Source organism: Shinella sp. 838 (assembly GCF_029623935.1).
In the GTDB taxonomy this organism is placed as follows: Bacteria; Pseudomonadota; Alphaproteobacteria; order Rhizobiales; family Rhizobiaceae; genus Shinella.
Window position 1 is genome coordinate 697,435 of record NZ_JARSBQ010000002.1, and the last position, 20,110, is coordinate 717,544.

A 20,110-nucleotide genomic window follows, 5' to 3' on the forward strand; every position below is an offset into this window, starting at 1 on the left:
GCGAGACCAAGGAAAAGCATCATGGAAATCGGTATTTCCCACTATCTCACCGTCAGCGCCATCCTCTTCACCCTCGGCGTCTTCGGTATCTTCCTGAACCGGAAGAACGTCATCGTCATCCTGATGTCGATCGAACTCATCCTCTTGTCGGTCAACATCAACATGGTCGCATTCTCGCACTTCCTGAACGACATCGTCGGCCAGGTCTTCGCGCTGTTCATTCTGACCGTCGCGGCTGCGGAAGCGGCCATCGGTCTTGCAATTCTCGTCGTCTTCTACCGCAACCGCGGTTCGATCGCCGTCGAAGACGTCAATATGATGAAGGGCTGATCGGGTCATGGATACCATCATCAAGGCAATCGTCTTCCTTCCGCTGATCGGCTTCCTGATCGCCGGCATCGGTGGCAATGCCATCGGCGCCAAGGCGTCCGAATATGTCACGTCCGGCTTCATGATCCTGGCGGCAGTCCTGTCGTGGATCGTCTTCTTCGACGTCGCCATGGGCGAGACGGAGATGGTCAAGGTCAGCGTGCTGCGCTGGATCCAGTCGGGCGGCTTCGACGTCGAGTGGGCGTTCCGCGTCGATACGCTGACGGCCGTCATGCTCGTCGTCGTGAACTCCGTCTCGACGCTCGTGCATGTCTATTCCATCGGCTACATGCACCACGACCCGCATCGGCCGCGCTTCTTCGCGTATCTCTCGCTCTTCACCTTCGCCATGCTCATGCTGGTGACGTCGGACAATCTGCTGCAGATGTTCTTCGGCTGGGAAGGCGTGGGCCTTGCGTCCTACCTCTTGATCGGTTTCTGGTACAAGAAGCCGTCGGCCTGCGCTGCCGCCATGAAGGCCTTCATCGTCAACCGCGTCGGTGACTTCGGCTTCATCCTCGGCATTTCCAGCGTCTTCGTGCTCTTCGGTTCGATCAACTTCGAGACGATCTTCGCGACGGCCGCGACCTATCTGCCGGCCGAAGGCGCCGCGGATGCCGCAGCCCCCGTCATCACGCTGTTCGGCATGAGCCTCGACAAGGCGGATGCGCTGACCGCAACCTGCCTCCTGCTCTTCATGGGCGCGATGGGCAAGTCGGCGCAGTTCCTGCTGCACACCTGGCTGCCGGACGCCATGGAAGGCCCGACGCCCGTTTCGGCGCTCATCCATGCCGCGACCATGGTCACCGCCGGCGTCTTCCTCGTCGCCCGTATGTCGCCGATCTTCGAACTGTCGCACACCGCCCTGATGGTCGTGACGCTGGTCGGTGCCATCACCGCCTTCTTCGCGGCGACGGTCGGCCTCGTGCAGAACGACATCAAGCGCGTCATCGCCTATTCGACCTGCTCGCAGCTCGGCTATATGTTCGTCGCGCTCGGCATCGGCGCCTATGGTGCGGCGGTCTTCCACCTCTTCACGCACGCCTTCTTCAAGGCGCTTCTGTTCCTTGGCGCCGGCTCGGTGATCCACGCCGTCGATGGCGAGCAGGACATGCGTTACATGGGCGGTCTTCGCAAGCACATCCCGATCACCTTCTGGATGATGACGATCGGCACCTTGGCGCTGACCGGCGTCGGCATTCCCGGTACGGTCATCGGTTTTGCCGGCTTCTTCTCGAAGGACGCGATCATCGAATCGACCTTCGCCTCGCACAGCCCGGTCGCCGGTTTCGCCTTCGTGCTCCTGGTCATCGCCGCACTCTTCACGAGCTTCTACTCCTGGCGCCTGGCCTTCATGACCTTCTTCGGCAAGCCGCGCGCCTCTGCCGACGTCATGCACCACGTGCACGAGTCGCCGGCCGTGATGCTGATCCCGCTCTATCTGCTGGCCACCGGTGCGGTCGTCGCGGGCGTGATCTTCGTCGAGTATTTCTTCGGCCACCACTATGCCGAATTCTGGCAGGGTGCCCTGTTCACGCTGCCGGGCAACGACCTTGTCAACGAGTATCATCACGTTCCGAAATGGGTGAAGTGGAGCCCGTTCGCGGCCATGGCCCTCGGTTTCGTCACCGCCTGGTACATGTACATCCGCTCGCCGGAAACGCCGAAGTACCTCGCCGAGCAGCACCGCGGTCTCTACCAGTTCCTGCTCAACAAGTGGTACTTCGACGAACTGTACGACTTCATCTTCGTCCGTCCCGCCATGTGGGTCGGCAAGTTCCTCTGGAAGAAGGGTGATGGCGCCGTCATCGACGGCCTCGGCCCGAACGGTATCGCCGCCCGCGTGGCCGATGTCACCGAACGCGTCGTTCGCCTCCAGACCGGTTACCTCTATCACTACGCATTCTCGATGCTGCTGGGTATTGCAGCACTCGTTACCTGGATGATGCTCGGGAGCTCCCTCTGATGACCGATTGGCCCATTCTTTCAGCGGTCACCTTCCTCCCGCTCGTCGGCGTGGCGCTTCTGCTGCTGACCCGTGAGGACAGCCCGTATGGCCGCCGCAATATCCTGAACGTCTCGCTGCTGACGACGGTCTTCACCTTCGTGCTCTCGCTCTTCATCTGGATCGGCTTCGACAATTCGAACCCCGGTTTCCAGATGGTCGAGAAGACCGAATGGCTCGGCACCGGCATCTCCTATCATCTCGGCGTCGACGGCATCTCCATGCTGTTCGTCATCCTGTCGACGTTCCTGATGCCGTTCTGCGTGCTCGCGAGCTGGCATTCGATCGAGAAGCGCCTGCGCGAATACATGATCGCCTTCCTGCTTCTGGAAGTGTTCATGGTCGGCGTCTTCGTCTCGCTGGACATCGTGCTGTTCTACGTGTTCTTCGAAGCGGGCCTCATTCCGATGTTCATCATCATCGGCGTGTGGGGCGGCAAGGATCGCGTCTACGCGTCCTACAAGTTCTTCCTCTACACGCTGCTCGGCTCGGTGCTGATGCTGCTCGCCATCATGGCGATGTACTGGCAGGCCGGCACGACGGACATCACGGAACTGCTCGCCTACAACTTCCCGGCCCATATGCAGACCTGGCTGTGGCTCGCCTTCTTCGCCTCCTTCGCGGTGAAGATGCCGATGTGGCCGGTCCACACCTGGCTTCCCGACGCACACGTTCAGGCGCCGACGGCAGGCTCGGTCATCCTGGCCGGCGTTCTCCTGAAGCTTGGCGGCTACGGTTTCATCCGTTTCTCGCTCGCCATGTTCCCGCTGGCCTCGGACTATTTTGCTCCGTTCGTCTTCGCGCTGTCGGTCATTGCCATCATCTACACCTCGCTGGTCGCGATGATGCAGGACGACATCAAGAAGCTGATCGCCTATTCGTCGGTCGCCCATATGGGTTACGTCACGATGGGCATCTTCGCGGCCAATGCGCAGGGCCTTCAGGGCGCTATCTTCCAGATGCTGTCGCACGGCATCGTCTCCGGCGCGCTCTTCCTCTGCGTCGGCGTGGTCTATGACCGGCTGCACACCCGCGAGATCGCGGCCTATGGCGGCCTCGTCAACAACATGCCGAAATACGCGGTCGCCTTCATGATCTTCACCATGGCGAATGTGGGCCTTCCGGGCACCTCGGGTTTCGTCGGCGAGTTCATGACCCTGATCGGCATCTTCCGCGCCAACACCTGGGTCGCGCTCTTCGCAACGACCGGCGTCATCCTCTCGGCCTCCTACGCCCTCTGGCTCTATCGCCGGGTGATCTTCGGTGCGCTCGAGAAGGAAAGCCTGAAGTCGCTGCTCGATCTTGATCTGCGCGAGAAGCTGCTGCTCTATCCGCTCCTGATCCTGACGATCTTCTACGGTGTCTATCCGGCGCCGGTATTCGATGCGACGGCGGCTTCGGTCGACGCGCTGCTCAATAACTACTCCGCGGCTCTGCAGGCGGCGCAATCCGTTGCGCTTTCGGCGAACTGACGACGGGACTCGAAGACATGACCGCTGATACGATCCTTGCCAGCCTTCAACTCTCGACCCCCGAGATCATTCTTGCCGTCGGCGCTCTGGCCCTTCTGATGATCGGCGTGTTCTCGGGCGAACGCTCGGGCACGACCGTCACGGGGCTTGCCGTCGCGCTGCTCATCATCTCCGGCCTCTGGCTGGGGCTCGCCACGGGCGAGGGCCAGGCCTATGGCGGCGCCTTCGTCTCCGATCCCTTCGCCAAGTTCATGAAGGTGCTGGCGCTGATCGGCTCGATCACCGCCATGGTGATGACGGTCGGCCACGCCCGCTCGGAGCAGCTCGACCGTTTCGAGTTCCCGGTGCTCATCGTGCTGTCGACGCTCGGCATGCTGCTGATGATCTCGGCCAACAGCCTTCTGTCGCTCTATCTCGCGCTGGAGCTCCAGTCGCTGGCGCTCTACGTCGTCGCCGCGATCAACCGTGACAGCCTGCGTTCGACGGAAGCGGGCCTGAAGTACTTCGTGCTCGGCGCTCTCTCCTCCGGCATGCTGCTCTACGGCATGTCGCTGGTCTACGGCTTCACCGGCCATATCGGCTTCCAGGAGATCGCCGCCGCGCTGACCGCCGAGGGCCGCTCGCTGGGCCTCGTCTTCGGCCTGGTGTTCATCCTTGCCGGCCTCGCATTCAAGATTTCGGCCGTGCCGTTCCATATGTGGACGCCGGACGTCTATGAAGGTGCGCCGACCCCAGTCACGGCCTTCTTCGCCGCTGCGCCGAAAGTCGCCGCCATGGCCATGCTCGTGCGCATCGTTATCGAAGCCTTCGAGCCCGTCGTTGCCGACTGGCAGCAGGTCATCGTCTTCATTTCGATCGCCTCCATGCTGCTCGGTGCCTTCGCGGCCATCGGCCAGCGCAACATCAAGCGCCTGATGGCCTATTCCTCGATCGGCCACATGGGCTATGCGCTGGTCGGCCTTGCCGCCGGCTCCATGGCGGGCGTGCGCGGCGTTGCGCTCTATATGCTGATCTACATGGTCATGACGCTCGGCACCTTCGCGATCATCCTCGCCATGCGCCGCAAGGAAGGCGGCAATGTCGAGGACATCAACGACCTGGCGGGCCTTGCCTCGACCAACCCGTTCATGGCGACCGTTCTGACGATCCTGATGTTCTCGCTCGCCGGCATCCCGCCGATGGCAGGCTTCTTCGCCAAGTACTTCGTCTTCATGGCGGCCATCGAGGCGCATCTCTATGCGCTCGCCATCATCGGTGTGCTAGCCTCGGTCGTCGGCGCCTACTACTACCTGCGCATCATCAAGGTGATGTGGTTCGACGAGCCGACGGGTGAGTTCGCCCGCACGGCCGGCGAACTGAAGCTGGTCTTCGGCCTTTCCGGCCTGTTCGTCGTCGGCTACGTGCTGATCGGCGGGCCGATCGGCGCTGCCGCCGAAGCTGCGGCCCGGACGTTCTTTTGAGCGGGTCCGGCACGCACCCCCGGATGTCGCTGGACGACTTCCGGCATGAGGCGCTCGCGCAAGTGGGCTCGACCAATACGGAATGCCTGGAGCGCGCCCGAAAGGGCGCGCTTTCCGGTCTCTGGATCACGGCGGAGCGGCAGACGGGCGGTCGCGGCCGGCGCGGACGCGCCTGGTTTTCCGAGCCCGGCAATCTCTACGCTTCGCTGCTCCTGATCGATCCTGCGCCGATGGACCGGCTCGGCTCCCTACCGCTAGCCGTCGCCGTCGCCGTGCAGGACGGGGTGAGCCGCATCATGCCGCTCGATGCGGCCGATGTGCTGATCAAGTGGCCGAACGACATCCTCGTCGATCGCCGCAAGGTCTGCGGCATTCTGATCGAGGGGGAGACGCTTCCCGACGGGCGCCACGGGCTGGTCATCGGCATCGGGATCAATGTCGCCGTCGCGCCGGATGCCGGGCTCTACCCCGTGGCGACGCTGCGCGAGTTCGGCGCCACTGCTTCGCCGGAGGAGCTGTTCGCCCATCTCTTCCAGTCGATGGCGACGACCCTGTCGCTGTGGGACGGCGGACAGGGCATTGTCGCCATCATGGAGCGCTGGAAACGAGTGGCGGGCGGCATCGGGGAAAACATCACGGTCAATTTGCCCGACCGTTCTATTTCCGGGCGCTTTTCCGGAATTGATGATACAGGTCTCCTGAAACTGGAGACGGATGACGGCGGCACGCGATTGATCGCGGCCGGCGACGTGTTTTTTGGATAGGAATTTTAGAAGCCGATGGCAAAAGAAGACGAACTGGTATTCCTGCCGCTTGGCGGCGTCGGCGAAATCGGCATGAACCTGGCGCTCTACGGCTACGGCCCGAAAAAGAACCGCCAGTGGATCATGGTCGATTGCGGCGTCACCTTTCCGGGGCCGGACCTGCCGGGGGTCGATCTCGTGCTGCCCGATATCCGTTTCCTCGCCGAGGAGCGCAAGAATCTCAAGGGCATCATCATCACCCATGCGCACGAGGACCATTACGGCGCGCTGAACGAGCTGTGGCCGGGTCTCAACGTGCCGGTCTATGCCTCGCCCTTCACCGCAGGCATGCTGGAGGCCAAGCGCGACTACGAGAGGAGCCGCACCGAAATCCCGGTGACGATCTTCAAGCAGGGCGACCGTATCAATGTCGGCCCGTTCGAGATCGAGGCGATCGGCGTCAACCACTCCATTCCCGAGCCGATGTCGCTGGCGATCAAGACGCCGCTCGGCACCGTCATCCACACCGGCGACTGGAAGATCGACCTCGATCCCTCGCTCGGCCCCCTGACGGACGAGACGCGTTTCCGCAAACTCGGCGACGAGGGCGTGCTGGCGTTGATCTGCGACAGTACCAATGCGCTGCGCGATGGCGTTTCGCCCTCCGAGCGTGAAGTGTCGGAAAGCCTCACCAAGATCATCGAGGCCGCCGAGGGCAGGGTGGGCATCACCACCTTCTCATCGAATGTCGGCCGCATCCGCTCCATCGCCCAGGCTGCCGAAGCTGCCGGCCGCGAGGTGCTTCTGCTCGGCAGTTCCATGAAGCGCGTGACGGAAGTCGCCCGCGACATCGGCCTCATGGAAGGCCTGAAGCCCTTCATCGCGGAAGACGAGTTCGGCTATATCCCGCGCGACAAGGTCGTCGTCATCCTGACCGGCAGCCAGGGCGAGCCGCGCGCGGCTCTCGCCAAGATCGCCCGCGACGAGATGCGCAACGTCGCCTTCACCGATGGCGACACGATCATCTTCTCCTCGCGCGCCATTCCGGGCAACGAGAAGGCGATCAACGACATCAAGAACGGGCTGGTGGAGCAGGGCATCAACGTCATCACCGACAGCGAGGCACTGGTGCACGTTTCCGGCCACCCGCGCCGCCACGAATTGCAGCAGATGTACGGCTGGACGCGGCCGAAGATGGTCGTGCCCGTGCACGGCGAGGCTGCACATCTCACCGCCCATGCCGAGCTTGCCGAACAGTCGGGCATCGCCGACGTACCGCGCGTGCGCAACGGCGATATCCTGAGGCTGGCGCCGGGTGAGCCCGAAGTCGTCGATCACGCGCCCTTCGGCCGTATCTTCAAGGATGGCAATCTCATCGGCGACTATGACGAGATGGGCATCGGAGACCGCCGCAAGCTCGCCTTCGTCGGCCATGTCGCCGTCAGCATCCTGCTCGACAGTCGCTACGACTTCCAGGGCGATCCCGAGGTGGAGCCCTTCGGCCTGCCGCAGTTCGACGACGAGGGCGAGGACATGGGCGATACGCTCTATGACGCCGTGCTCGGCGCCGTCGAAAGCATCCCGCGCGCGCGCCGCAAGGACCTTGAGATGGTGCGCGAGGCCGTGCGCCGCGCGGTGCGCTCCACGGCGAACGAGATCTGGGGCAAGAAGCCCGTCGTCACCGTCTTCCTGACAAAGGTCTGACGAGACAGGTACAGGCGCATTCATCCCCGTCGCCACAGGCGCGGCGGGGACGCGCGGCACCGCCGAAACGGGTGTGACAGCACGCCGCCCTTGCGCCGTTTGAACTTCGCCCGCGACAAGCGTAAAAGACCGCTGTCGCACGAGAGGCCGCCCATGCAGATCTTTTCCTACTTCGCCGTCTATTTCATCGTCTGGTGGATGACGCTCTTTGCCGTGCTGCCCTTCGGGCTGAGGACGCAGGCGGAGGCGGAGGAGGTGGTGCCCGGTACGGTGGAAAGCGCGCCGGCACGGTTCCGCGGTGGCCGCATCGTTCTGACGACGACGATCGTTTCCGCCATCATTTACGGCACCTGGTACGTCCTGTCGGTGCGCCTCGGCTACGGCATCGATTCCATTCCGCAGTTCATGCCGAGTTTCAGATAGGCGGCTGCCACAAAGGTTAACGCGCCCGTCGGGGCCAGGGGCAAGCCATTCCAGGTGTCCCGGGCTGTTCGGGAAAAGTCTTCCGCTGGGCGTCTCTCCCATTTTTCAGGAAAATGCCGGCGGAGCGGACCTCTGACGCCGAGTCATGTGCATGCCGAGGGATTTGCATCACTTTGGGTGAGGCGGAGTGTCGCGGAGCGCGCGCGGTGTGCGTCTTTGACGCATGGAGCTTCCCGGCGAATTTGCTAGAGGCGGAGGCATCGTCGGTAAAAGGCAAAAAAAAACAAGGCTGAAAGCCTTGTTTTACAGGTATCGCGTGATCTTTATCCGTTGTGCGGTGGCAGCGTCTGCGCGCGCCAAAGATCTGATCCTCCCAAGACTTGACCGCGAAAATGGCAAGAATTTGCACTTCTTGCCTGTTTTGTGGCCTGAAACTAGCCCAAACGTTAGGCGTTGTCATCCGCTTTTTTTGCATTTTTGCTACAGTGGAATAAAATTTTTCCATTGACAAGGCGCGCGCAATTTCTGTTATTGGCGGCCCCATTTTTCTGCCACATTTCTTTGGATCGCTCGGGCGGTGGACGGCTCGCGTGAGTCGGTGTTCCGCCTCGGGCTGCCGGGTTTCCTTCCTGTGGCGAAGCGTTTATGAACGCATCAAAATCAACGTCATTTTGCCCGATTCCCGAAATAGGGCGGATCAGTCACTCCGGAACCCGATATGCGCCTTTCCCGCTTCTTCCTGCCCATCCTCAAGGAAAACCCCAAGGAGGCCGAGATCGTCTCCCACCGGCTCATGCTGCGTGCGGGCATGGTCAAGCAACAGTCCCAGGGTATCTATACCTGGCTGCCGCTGGGCAAGCGCGTCCTCGACAAGGTGAACGCCATCATCCGTGAGGAACAGAACCGTTCCGGCGCCGTCGAGCTGCTGATGCCGACGCTGCAGTCCGCGGAGCTCTGGCAGGAAAGCGGCCGCTACGACGCCTACGGCAAGGAGATGCTGCGCATCAAGGACCGCCAGGAGCGCCCGATGCTCTACGGCCCGACCAATGAGGAAATGATCACGGACGTCTTCCGTTCGTTCGTGAAGTCCTACAAGGACCTGCCGCTCAACCTCTATCATATCCAGCTGAAGTTCCGCGACGAGATCCGTCCGCGCTTCGGCACCATGCGCTCGCGCGAGTTCCTGATGAAGGACGCCTATTCCTTCGATCTCAACCGCGAGGGCGCCGTGCACGCCTATAACCGCATGTTCGCGGCCTATCTGCGCACCTTCTCGCGCATGGGCCTGCGCGCCATCCCGATGCGCGCCGATACCGGCCCGATCGGCGGCGACCTCAGCCACGAATTCATCATTCTCGCCGATACCGGCGAATCCGAAGTCTTCTGCCACAAGGACTTCCTGAACTTCGACGTTCCCGGCGAAGACACCAACTTTGAGGACGCCGCAGGCCTCAAGGGCATTTTCGAAAAGTGGACCTCGCGCTATGCCGCCACTTCCGAGATGCACGACGCGCCCGCCTTCGAGGCGATTCCGGAAGGCGAACGCCTGTCGGCCCGCGGCATCGAGGTTGGCCACATCTTCTATTTCGGTACGAAATATTCCGAAGCCATGGGTGCCAAGGTTCAGGGCCCTGACGGCAAGGAACACACCGTGCACATGGGCTCCTACGGCATCGGCCCGACGCGCCTCGTGCCCGCCATCATTGAAGCCTCGCATGACGAGAACGGCATCATCTGGCCGAAGGCCGTCGCGCCGTTCGAAGTCGTCGTCATCAACATGAAGTCGGGCGATGCCGCCTGCGACGCGGCCTGCGAGCAAGTCTACGGCGCACTGCTGAACGCCGGCATCGACGTGCTCTACGACGACAAGGATGAACGTGCCGGCGCGAAGTTCGCGACCGCCGACCTCATTGGCGCGCCGCTGCAGGTCATCGCCGGTCCGCGGGGCATTGCGAACGGTGAGGTCGAGATCAAGGACCGCAAGACCGGCGAGCGCGAGACGCTGACCATCGAGGCGGCGATCAACCGCCTGACATCCGGCAACTGATGCCCGCAGGCGCAGGCGGCAACGGGAGGAATCATGGCTGACGCAGCGAGCGGTGCATCTGCAACCGGGGCGCAGGCCTTCAACAAGAGCCGCCCGTTCTCCGCCTTCGAGCGGATGGTCGCCTGGCGCTACCTGCGCTCCCGGCGCAAGGAAGCCTTCATCTCGGTGATTGCCGGGTTCTCCTTCATCGGCATCATGCTGGGCGTCGCAACGCTCATCATCGTCATGGCCGTCATGAACGGGTTCCGCACCGAGCTGATCTCGCGCATCCTCGGCATCAACGGCCACATGATCGTCCAGCCGATCGATACGCCGCTGAACAATTATGCCGCTCTCGCCGAGCGGCTTTCCGCTGTCCCGGGCATCACCATGGCGATCCCGCTCGTCGAGGGCCAGACGCTGGCCTCCGGCACTGCGGGCGCGGGGACCGGCGCGCTGGTGCGCGGCGTGCGCGCCGACGACCTTGCCAAGATGAAGGCCGTCTCCGACAACATCAAGGAAGGCGACCTCGTGGGCTTTGCCGCCGGCAGCGGCGTCGCGATCGGCTCGCGTATGGCCGAACAGCTCGGCCTCAGCGCCGGCGGCCAGATCACGCTCGTCGCACCCGAGGGCGACGTCACGCCGCTCGGCGTCAATCCACGCGTGAAGACCTACACGGTTTCCGCCATCTTCGAGATCGGCATGTCGGAATACGACGCGTCGATCATCTATATGCCGCTCGAAGAAGCACAGCTCTATTTCAATGCCGAAGGCATCGTGCAGTCGATCGAACTGTTCGTCGCCAACCCCGACGATGTCGACGACCTGCGCCAGCCGATCGAGGCCGCCGCCGAACGCCAGATCTTCATCACCGACTGGCGCCAGCGCAACCGCACCTTCTTCTCGGCCCTGCAGGTTGAGCGCAACGTCATGTTCATGATCCTCACGCTGATCGTGCTCGTGGCCGCGCTCAACATCATCTCCGGCCTCATCATGCTGGTGAAGGACAAGGGCAGCGACATCGCGATCCTGCGCACCATGGGGGCGACGTCAGGCTCGATCATGCGCATCTTCTTCATGACGGGCGCGGCGATCGGCACGGTCGGCACTTTTGCGGGCGTGCTGCTCGGGGTTGTCGTCTGCCTCAATGTCGAATCGATCCGGCAGTTCTTCTCGTGGCTTTCGGGCACGACGCTGTTCAATCCGGAGCTCTATTTCCTCAGCCAGCTTCCGGCGGACATGAATGCCGGCGAGACGGTCTCGGTCATCGTCATGGCGCTGGCGCTCTCCTTCCTCGCGACGATCTTCCCTGCCTGGCGTGCCTCCAAGCTCGATCCCGTCCAGGCCCTGCGGTACGAATAGGATAAACGCATGAATGCGCGCGTCGCTCTGGAACTGAAGGGCATCGAACGGCACTACGGCCAGGGCGAGACCCTGCTGTCGATCCTGAAGGGAGCCGATTTCACGCTGAAGAGTGGCGAGACCGTTGCGCTCGTCGCCCCGTCCGGTACCGGCAAGTCGACCCTGCTGCATGTCGCCGGCCTTCTCGAGAAGCCGGATGCCGGCGAGGTCTTCGTCAACGGCCATTCCTGCGCGACGCTCGCCGATGACCAGCGCACGGCAATCCGCCGCAGCGAGATCGGCTTCGTCTACCAGTTCCATCACCTGCTGCCGGAATTCAGCGCGCTGGAAAACATCATGATGCCGCAGCTCATCTCCGGCCTCACCAAGGCGGAGGCGCGCGAGCGCGCCGCCCAGCTGCTCGATTACATGCGCATCGGCCATCGCGCAGACCATCGCCCCTCGGAACTTTCCGGCGGGGAGCAGCAGCGCGTCGCCATCGCGCGCGCCGTCGCCAATGCGCCGCTTCTTCTGCTGGCTGACGAGCCGACCGGCAATCTTGACCCCGAGACTGCGGGTTATGTCTTCGAGGCGCTGGAGGCGCTCGCCCGCCAGTCCGGCCTTGCCGCGCTTATCGCGACCCACAACCACGAGCTTGCCGGCCTGATGGATCGTCGCGTGACGATCGAGGACGGCCTCGTGCGCGAACTCGCCTGAGGCCGGTCCCGGTTTTTCCTGTCAGTTGTCGAGGCCGCAGATCGAGCGGCCGACATCGTCCTGCCAATCCTTGAGCAGCACGAACTGCGCCCTGCCGGCAATCGGCTGGCCGCGGGCCTTGCCCTTGCCGGTCAGAACGTTGAGATCGCATTCGCTGCCGGCGTCCGGATTGAGCGTGTCGTAGGACGAGAACGTATAGCCCGCGACGATGAAATCGAAATTGCGGTAGGCGATGGTCAGTGATTGCCGCCAGCGGTCACGGCCGACCGAATCGTTCTTCGTCGTCAGCGTGAACGAGCCGTTGGCGAGCGCGGCGAGCTCCGGCTCCTGCCCATACATGGCGAGGTTTCCCCAGATGGTGTTGGGCAGCGTGAGGGCGAGCGTCAGGCGGTTCTCTTCCGGCTTGGCGATATAGACGTAAAGCCCGTTGTCCTCGCCGCTGTTGTCGCCCGGCGTTGCGACGAGGACGAGATCGGCCACGCCGTCCTTGTTCCAGTCGCCGCTCGCCATGGCTGCGACGCGCTCGGCCGGAAAGTCCGCGGCCGCGGCCGCAAGGGGCAGGGCAAGCGACAGCAGAAGGGCGGCACTCAACGACTTCATCTCATTTCCTCCATGTGATCGACGCGACCTTATTGTGCCGCGCAATGCCGGTCCAGAGGGCCTGTGGATAAGGGTTGACATGAGAACAATAATAGAACAAAATAAAAACATAAAAGGAAAGGGAGCCACAATGACCGATTTTCTTCGTGATCTTGCAGCATTCACCTCCATGGCCATGTTCGTCGCCAGCTTCTCCGTCATCCTCTTCGGCATCTGACTGTATGTCCCCGTCCGTTCGGTGTTGCATGCGTGGAAAGCGGGTGCAACGCCAAGAACGGTCTGGACGGGAGGGGTGCGAATCCGCTTAAGCTTCCCTTCCTGATCGGAAGGGTGATGGCATGGCGGACGCGGCGCAGAAGACGGATGGCGTGACAATCGGAGAGACGCCGGAATTCGTGCATCTGCGCGTCCATTCGGCCTTCTCGCTGCTCGAGGGCGCCTTGCCGATCAAGAAGATCATCGGCAAGGCGACGTCCGACCAGCAGCCGGCGATCGCGATCACCGACACGAACAACCTGTTCGCCGCGCTCGAATTCTCGCAGAAGGCAGTCGGCGAAGGCATTCAGCCGTTGATCGGCTGCCAGCTGTCCATCGACATGGAAGACGAGGGGGAAGGCGAGCGGCGCGGCGGGCAGGCCCAGCTTGCAAAGCTGCCTTCGATCGTCCTTCTCGCGGCGACGGATGCGGGCTACGCGCGGCTCGTCGCGCTTGTCAGCCGTGCCTATCTCGGCGGCGAAGGCAGCCAGGCGATCCGCATTGCCTATAGCTGGCTGCAGGAAGAGGGAGCGGAAGGACTGATCGCGCTTTCCGGCGCGCTCGGCGGCCCCGTCGACATGGCCTTCCTCGCCGGCCAGCCTGCCGTCGCACGGGCGCGGCTTCACGCGCTGAAGCAGGTGTTCGGCGACCGGCTTTATATCGAATTGCAGCGGCACGGCCGCTTTGACAGGCAGCATGAACGGCGCATGGTCGAGCTCGCCTATGCGGAGGACGTGCCGCTGGTCGCGACCAACGAGCCGTTCTTCCCGGCCCCCGACGACTACGATGCGCATGACGCCCTGATGGCGGTGGCGCACAATGCGATGGTGTCGGACGACAACCGTTTCCGCCTGTCACCGGACCATTATCTCAAGAGCCGCAAGGACATGGCGAAGCTCTTCGCCGACCTGCCGGAGGCGCTGGAGAACACGATCGAGATCGCCCGGCGCTGCTCCTTCGTGCTGCAGACACGCGGGCCGATCCTGCCGCGTTTCACCGGTGCGACGGACGATCCGGAGGAGGCGGAGCGCGCGGAGTCCGCGGAACTGCGGCGCCAGTCCGTGGAGGGGCTGGAAAGCCGCATGGAACTGCTCGGCCTGACGCCGGGCTATACGGAACAGGACTATCGCGAGCGGCTGGACTTCGAGCTCAGCGTCATCGAGCGCATGAAGTTCCCCGGTTACTTCCTGATCGTTGCCGACTTCATCAAATGGGCCAAGCAGCACAACATCCCCGTCGGCCCGGGGCGTGGGTCGGGCGCGGGCTCGCTCGTCGCCTATGCGTTGACGATCACCGACGTCGATCCGCTGCGCTTCTCGCTGCTCTTCGAACGCTTCCTCAATCCGGAACGCGTCTCGATGCCGGACTTCGACATCGACTTCTGCCAGGACCGCCGCGAAGAGGTGATCCGCTACGTGCAGCAGAAATACGGCCGCGAGCAGGTGGCGCAGATCATCACCTTCGGGTCGCTGCAGGCGCGCGCGGCGCTGCGCGACGTCGGCCGCGTGCTCGAAATGCCCTATGGCCAGGTCGACAAGATCTGCAAGCTCGTGCCGAACAATCCGGCCAACCCGACGCCGCTCTACAAGGCGATCGAGGAGGAGCCGAAACTGCAGGAAGAGGCGGAGAAGGAGCCGGTGGTCGCGCGCCTGCTCGACATCGCCCAGAAGATCGAGGGCCTCTACCGCCACGCGTCGACGCACGCCGCCGGTATCGTGATCGGCGACCGTCCGCTCTCGCAGCTCGTGCCGATGTACCGCGATCCGCGCTCCGACATGCCGGTCACCCAGTTCAACATGAAATGGGTCGAGCAGGCCGGCCTCGTCAAGTTCGACTTCCTCGGCCTGAAGACGCTGACGGTGCTGAAGACGGCGGTCGATTTCATCCGCAAGCGCGCAATCGAGGTAAAGCTCGAAAGCCTGCCGCTCGACGACCAGCTGACCTACGAGATGCTGTCGCGCGGTGAGACGGTCGGCGTGTTCCAGGTGGAAAGCGCGGGCATGCGCAAGGCGCTGATCGGCATGCGGCCCGACTGCATCGAAGACATCATCGCGCTGGTGGCGCTCTATCGCCCGGGCCCGATGGAGAACATCCCGGTCTACAACGCCCGCAAGCACGGCGAGGAGGAGATCGAATCGATCCACCCGATGATCGACCATCTCCTCAAGGAGACGCAGGGCGTTATCGTCTACCAGGAACAGGTGATGCAGATCGCCCAGGTCCTGTCCGGCTATTCGCTCGGCGAAGCCGATCTTCTGCGCCGCGCCATGGGCAAGAAGATCAAGGAGGAAATGGACAAGCAGCGCGCCCGCTTCGTCGATGGCGCCGTCAAGAACGGCGTGTCGAAGCCGCAGTCGGATCTCATCTTCGACCTGCTCGCCAAGTTCGCGAACTATGGCTTCAACAAGTCGCACGCTGCCGCCTATGCCATCGTCTCCTACCAGACGGCCTATCTCAAGGCGCATTACCCGGTCGAGTTCCTCGCCGCGTCGATGACCTACGATATGTCCAACACGGACAAGCTGAACGATTTCCGGCAGGATGCCGGCCGGCTCGGTATCGAAGTCATCCCGCCCTCGGTGCAGACCTCGTTCCCTCATTTCGAGACCGGGGAAAACCGCATCTACTATGCGCTTGCCGCCATCAAGGGCGTCGGCGGGGCCGCGGTGCAGCATATCGTCGATGTGCGCGGTACGGCGCCGTTCAAGAGTCTGGAAGATTTTTGCGTGCGCATCGACCCCAAGTTCGTCAACCGCCGGGTCTTCGAAAGCCTGATCGTCGCCGGCGCCTTCGATTGTTTCGGCCATGATCGCGCGGCGATGATCGCCGGCCTCGACAGGCTTCTCGGCGCCGCCCAGCGCGCGCAGGAAAACAAGACGAGCGGGCAGGGCGATATCTTCGGCATGGGCGCGGCAACGGGGCCGGAGGTCATCACGCTTCCGTCCTACACGCCCTGGCTCGCCTCGGAAAAACTGCACCGCGAATTCCAGGTGCTCGGCTTCTACCTGTCGGCCCACCCGCTCGACACCTATGCGCCGATCCTCTCCAAGATGCGCGTGCAGACCTTCGGTGACTTCGCCGCGGCGGTGAAGCGTGGCGCGACCGCCGGTCGCCTCGCCGGCACCGTGACCTCCAAGCAGGAGCGCAAGACGCGCACCGGCAACAAGATGGGCATCGTCGCCTTTTCCGATTCGTCCGGCCAGTTCGAGGCAGTGCTGTTCTCCGAAATGCTGAACCAGTACCGCGACTTGCTGGAGCCCGGCAAGTCGCTGGTCCTGACCGTGCAGGCGGAAGAGCGGCCGGAAGGCATCGGCCTGCGCATCCAGACGCTGCGCTCGCTGGAGGAGGAATCGCTGCAGACGCAGAAGGCGCTGCGCGTCTACGTGCGCGACAGCGGCCCGCTTCGCTCCATCGCCGCCCATCTCAACACGAAGGGCGACGGTCTCGTCTCCTTCATCGTGATCAAGGACAACGGCCAGCGGGAAATCGAGGTGGAGCTCAACGAACGCTTCCGCATTTCCTCGGAAATCGCCGCCGCCATGCGCTCCACGCCGGGTGTGCTGGACGTGGAACTGGTCTGAGGCACGGGAGACGGAGTGCCTTGGTCAACCTCGTCCTCTACAGCGACCAGACCGCGGGCGAGGGCGCGGAGATCGATGCCTGTCTCCTGGGCCTCCTTCGTGAGCGGCGCGGCGGCGCCCGGATCGGTTACGTTGCGTCGGGCCCGGATCCGGAGCATACGTTTTTTCAGGCGGGCAGGGCCTATTACGCGCGGCTCGGCCTTGATCTCTCTCTCTATCACGACCTGGACCTCACCCGGGATGCCATGGACGTCGCCCGGCTCTTCGCCTGCGATGCCATTCACCTTTCCGGCGGGCATACCGGCGATTTCCTGATGCGGCTGAAGCGCAGTGCGCTGCTCGCGCCCCTGCGGGACTGGGCACGAGGCGGCGGTGTCCTGATCGGGGTCAGCGCGGGCGCCATCCTCATGGCGCCGACAATCGCGACCGACGCGCTCTTCCTTGGAGAACCGCCGGAGGATGTGGAGGGCGAAGCCCTCGATCTGATGCCGCTGGAATTCTTCCCGCATCTCGATGACGACGCGGCCTATCTCCCCGCGCTCCTTCGTTACAGCAGGCACACGCGGCGCCCCATTCTTGCCTGCAATGATGGGGACGGCGCGGTCGTGCATGAGGGCGGGGTCGCCTGTTTCGGCGAGGCCATCTGGATCGCCGATGGCGCGGTCACCGAGGCCCGCGGCACGGTTTCCCTGGTGGAAATCGCAGCACGCAGCGCTTAGGCGGCGGCGTGGGATATTCTGCCGGTGATGTTCGTCGCCTGGCACGTCTCAAGATGGCAGCGGTGAAGAGGGGCCTTTCAGCCTGCGTGGCCGTCGATTTCCCGTTCGTGCACCGCGATTTGCGCGAAGGAGACGGGGCCATGGGTGTCGCCCGGCGCCCGCCCCGCCAGGACGTAGCCCGAGCCTGCCTTTGTCAGCATCAGCATGTCGTCGGCAATCGAGATCCGGAAAATCGGGTGGGGAATGCCGTCGGCCATCGCAGCGGGCTGGATCGCGCAATGGGTTGCGGCAGGCCGGGCGCGACGGAGCAGGAGGTCGGCCGCTGCGGCGACAGGTTCGTGTCTGACGAAGGCCGTGATGGCGTCGACGTTCGTCCGCTCCGCGATGCCGATCAGGGAGACGGCCGTCCAGGTCACGTCCCGTCCGCCGAGCTGCAAGGCGTAGAGGCGGACACCGCCGCCGGCGCAGGCTGCGCCACGCAGTCCGAAGCTCGTCTGGACGAGCCGGACCTCTTCGCGGCGGCCGCCGATGTCGATCACCTCTGTGGTTCCCGGATCAATCAGGGTCTCGTCCGCCGCATCGGCCGCGAGCCCCAAAGCGAGGAGCAGACGGTCGGAAAGAGATTGCCGGAAGGCTTCGATGCGGGCTTTCGACAGCCGGAGCGCACGCCGGGGATTGGAAAGGGCACCTTGTTCCCAGGTCGCTTCGAAACCGGCAGGATCGAGATAGCGGATGTCGGGCCATGCCTTGATCCAGGCAGCCGCCTGGTCCGTTGCCGGCCTAAGGCGTTCTGCCTCCTCGAAACGCTTGTCCAGCGCATCGAGCGCGCCGTCCCGGCCGCCGGAAAAGCCGGTCTGCGCATCCGCCTGGTCTGGGTTGGCGGCAATCCAGAGGCCGAGCTCACCCAGCAGTGCGGCATGGTGGGGTGCGCCCATGGCGGACAACCCTGCCATGGCGTTGGCAAGAATGGCCTGCCTTCGTGTTCCGCAATTGTGAACGAACTGGCTGTGCCCGCCGTTCAGCACCTGCGCGATGTAGAAATCGGCGTGGTAGAGCTGGATCAGCCGATGCGGCACCTCGTCGGCGCGGTAAAGGCCTGCCGAAAAGAGATGGTTGACGAAATCGACGACGATCGCAACGAGCTCGGACGCGTTGCCGGGACTATCCTTGGCAAGCGCATGAGGGATCGGGACGACAGGGGCCGGCTGGGGTGGCGTCACGCGTTTTCCAAAGGTCATTCAGACACCTTTGAAGATGAGAGGCAGTGAGGGGCGTCATGTCATGGACGGCGCCCACGTCGAGACATTCGCCGGCAGGCGGTATCGATGGCCTGCTGCAAGGCAGGCCACAGCTGCCTGTCAGTTCACGACGGTGATCGATGCCTTCTTCTTTTTCTTCGATGTCTTGCCGCTCTGTACCGCTCCTGCATCGGCTTTCTGCACCTTGCGCGTCACGGTGATGAAGTCCGTGCCGTCGCCGGTTTCCGGGCCGAGCCCGGTGTCGGAGATGGAGAGGGAGGCGCCTTCGCCCATCAGGCCGGAAATGCGCAGGCGCATGTCCTCCGGAATATCGAGCCGGTCGAGGGTTTTTGCCAGCACCTCGGGGGCAGCGGCATCGGCTTCGGTGGTGATGCCGAGGCGCTTCATCGTCGCCTGCGAAAGCTGGTTGTCCATGCTGACGCCGTACCATTCCGCCTTGCCCTTGTCGGCATCGACCTCGCGGGCCAGCAGGAAATGCGTGCCAAGGGCGATTTCGGGGTTGCGGATGGTGATCGGCATTTCGAGGACGGGCTTGAATTTCTGCCGCACGAGGATCTGCCCATTCGGCGGCGCCCCCTTGCCGGCCTTGGCGTAGACGGCGGCGACGAACTCCGGAGAGATCATGCCGTCTTCCTTCAGCCCTTCCGCGAGCTGGAAGGCGCGGATGGCGGTAACGGTCTGCTTGCCGTGCAGGCCATCCGGCACGCCGGCGTCATAGCCGAGCGTCGTCAGCAGCGTCTGCAGATCCATCAGCATCTCGCGCTCGCCGCGGCGGGTGATCAGGATGCGGATCGGGTCCTGCTCTGTTCTCTGTACGATGGGCGTGATGACCTCCGGCTTCGGATCGGTCATCGCCACCTCGACGCTCTTCTCGCCGGCTTCGATGAGCGCGGGGCGAAGGCCGGCCTCGGAGAGCAGCGGCGTATCCGGAACGACGACGACAGGCTTGAACAGCGCGGCATGCACGATGCGCTGCGGCGTGATCTCGCGGTCGGTGACGAGGACATGACCGCCGCGGCGCGTCGTGCTGAACAGCAGTTTCGCAAAATCGTTCGGCAGGCGCACGCAGCCGTGCGAGGCGGGGTAGGAGGGCACGCTGTTGGAGGCGTGCAACGCGATGCCCGACCAGGTCAGCCGCTGCATGAAAGGCATCGGCGCGCTGTCATAGAGGTTCGAGAAATGTGTGCGCTTCTTTTCGAGGATCGAGAAGATGCCGGTCGGCGTGGAATGTCCCGCCTTGCCGGTGGAAACGCGCGATGTGGCGACCACCACGCCGCCGTCATAGACCTTCAACTCCTGCAGGTCCTTCGACACCATGATCTGGAGCGGACCTTCGAGCGTGCCGCCGAGCGCGGTGGCGCAGCTCAGCATCAGGCCCACTATGCTCATGCCGGTAACGAGGCGAAACTTCATGTGACCCATCCGTACGCAATACA

General features: G+C 63.5%; 15 protein-coding genes. 12 read left to right on the forward strand and 3 right to left on the reverse strand.

The features are described from left to right. Positions 1-21 precede the first annotated feature (21 nt). From nuoK to P9A16_RS11130, 10 genes are all read left to right on the forward strand, one after another. Complete coding sequence (gene nuoK, locus P9A16_RS11085; RefSeq protein ID WP_024270868.1) at positions 22-330, forward strand: NADH-quinone oxidoreductase subunit NuoK; 309 nt, start codon at positions 22-24, stop codon at positions 328-330. Positions 331-337: 7 nt separating this feature from the next. Next, positions 338-2,335 (forward strand): NADH-quinone oxidoreductase subunit L, encoded by a 1,998-nt coding sequence (gene nuoL / locus P9A16_RS11090; protein WP_024270869.1) that lies wholly within the window; start codon positions 338-340, stop codon positions 2,333-2,335. Further along, the gene (locus tag P9A16_RS11095; protein ID WP_024270870.1) at positions 2,335-3,846 is read left to right on the forward strand and encodes an NADH-quinone oxidoreductase subunit M; all 1,512 of its coding nucleotides are present in this window, start codon (positions 2,335-2,337) and stop codon (positions 3,844-3,846) included. The genes nuoL and P9A16_RS11095 overlap by 1 nt, the downstream gene beginning before the upstream one ends. A 17-nt stretch (positions 3,847-3,863) precedes the next feature. Beyond that, on the forward strand, positions 3,864-5,306 hold the full coding sequence (gene nuoN, locus P9A16_RS11100) for an NADH-quinone oxidoreductase subunit NuoN (protein WP_023512041.1): 1,443 nt from the start codon (positions 3,864-3,866) through the stop codon (positions 5,304-5,306). Between the two features lie 23 nt (positions 5,307-5,329). Further along, positions 5,330-6,070: a biotin--[acetyl-CoA-carboxylase] ligase gene (locus P9A16_RS11105; protein ID WP_023512040.1), complete on the forward strand. Its 741-nt coding sequence runs from the start codon at positions 5,330-5,332 to the stop codon at positions 6,068-6,070. A gap of 15 nt (positions 6,071-6,085) precedes the next feature. Continuing rightward, entirely contained in the window at positions 6,086-7,753 is a 1,668-nt protein-coding gene (locus P9A16_RS11110) for a ribonuclease J (protein WP_023512039.1), read from the forward strand. A 153-nt stretch (positions 7,754-7,906) separates the two neighbouring features. Further along, positions 7,907-8,176, forward strand: coding sequence for a DUF1467 family protein (locus tag P9A16_RS11115; RefSeq protein ID WP_023512038.1), 270 nt, complete (start codon positions 7,907-7,909; stop codon positions 8,174-8,176). Between the two features lie 718 nt (positions 8,177-8,894). Further along, the gene (gene proS, locus P9A16_RS11120) at positions 8,895-10,223 is read left to right on the forward strand and encodes a proline--tRNA ligase (RefSeq protein WP_024270872.1); all 1,329 of its coding nucleotides are present in this window, start codon (positions 8,895-8,897) and stop codon (positions 10,221-10,223) included. A 33-nt stretch (positions 10,224-10,256) separates the two neighbouring features. After that, a complete protein-coding gene (locus P9A16_RS11125) occupies positions 10,257-11,564 on the forward strand; it encodes a lipoprotein-releasing ABC transporter permease subunit (RefSeq protein WP_023515965.1) in 1,308 nt (435 codons plus the stop codon). 9 nt (positions 11,565-11,573) lie between these two features. Next, positions 11,574-12,260: an ABC transporter ATP-binding protein gene (locus tag P9A16_RS11130; RefSeq protein WP_023515964.1), complete on the forward strand. Its 687-nt coding sequence runs from the start codon at positions 11,574-11,576 to the stop codon at positions 12,258-12,260. 21 nt (positions 12,261-12,281) lie between these two features. Here the strand turns inward: P9A16_RS11130 and P9A16_RS11135 are convergent, their stop codons facing one another. Continuing rightward, positions 12,282-12,860 (reverse strand): hypothetical protein, encoded by a 579-nt coding sequence (locus P9A16_RS11135; protein ID WP_023515963.1) that lies wholly within the window; start codon positions 12,858-12,860, stop codon positions 12,282-12,284. A gap of 338 nt (positions 12,861-13,198) precedes the next feature. On the opposite strand from P9A16_RS11135, the gene dnaE reads away from it, so the two are divergent. Next, complete coding sequence (dnaE, locus tag P9A16_RS11140; RefSeq protein WP_023514970.1) at positions 13,199-16,696, forward strand: DNA polymerase III subunit alpha; 3,498 nt, start codon at positions 13,199-13,201, stop codon at positions 16,694-16,696. A gap of 20 nt (positions 16,697-16,716) precedes the next feature. Beyond that, on the forward strand, positions 16,717-17,415 hold the full coding sequence (locus P9A16_RS11145; RefSeq protein ID WP_023514969.1) for a Type 1 glutamine amidotransferase-like domain-containing protein: 699 nt from the start codon (positions 16,717-16,719) through the stop codon (positions 17,413-17,415). Positions 17,416-17,492: 77 nt separating this feature from the next. On the opposite strand, the gene P9A16_RS11150 is transcribed toward P9A16_RS11145, so the two are convergent. Both P9A16_RS11150 and P9A16_RS11155 read right to left on the reverse strand, forming a co-directional pair. Beyond that, on the reverse strand, positions 17,493-18,635 hold the full coding sequence (locus tag P9A16_RS11150) for a DMP19 family protein (protein ID WP_278025690.1): 1,143 nt from the start codon (positions 18,633-18,635) through the stop codon (positions 17,493-17,495). 138 nt (positions 18,636-18,773) lie between these two features. Further along, a complete protein-coding gene (locus P9A16_RS11155) occupies positions 18,774-20,087 on the reverse strand; it encodes a L,D-transpeptidase family protein (RefSeq protein WP_023514967.1) in 1,314 nt (437 codons plus the stop codon). Between the last annotated feature and the right edge of the window lie 23 nt (positions 20,088-20,110).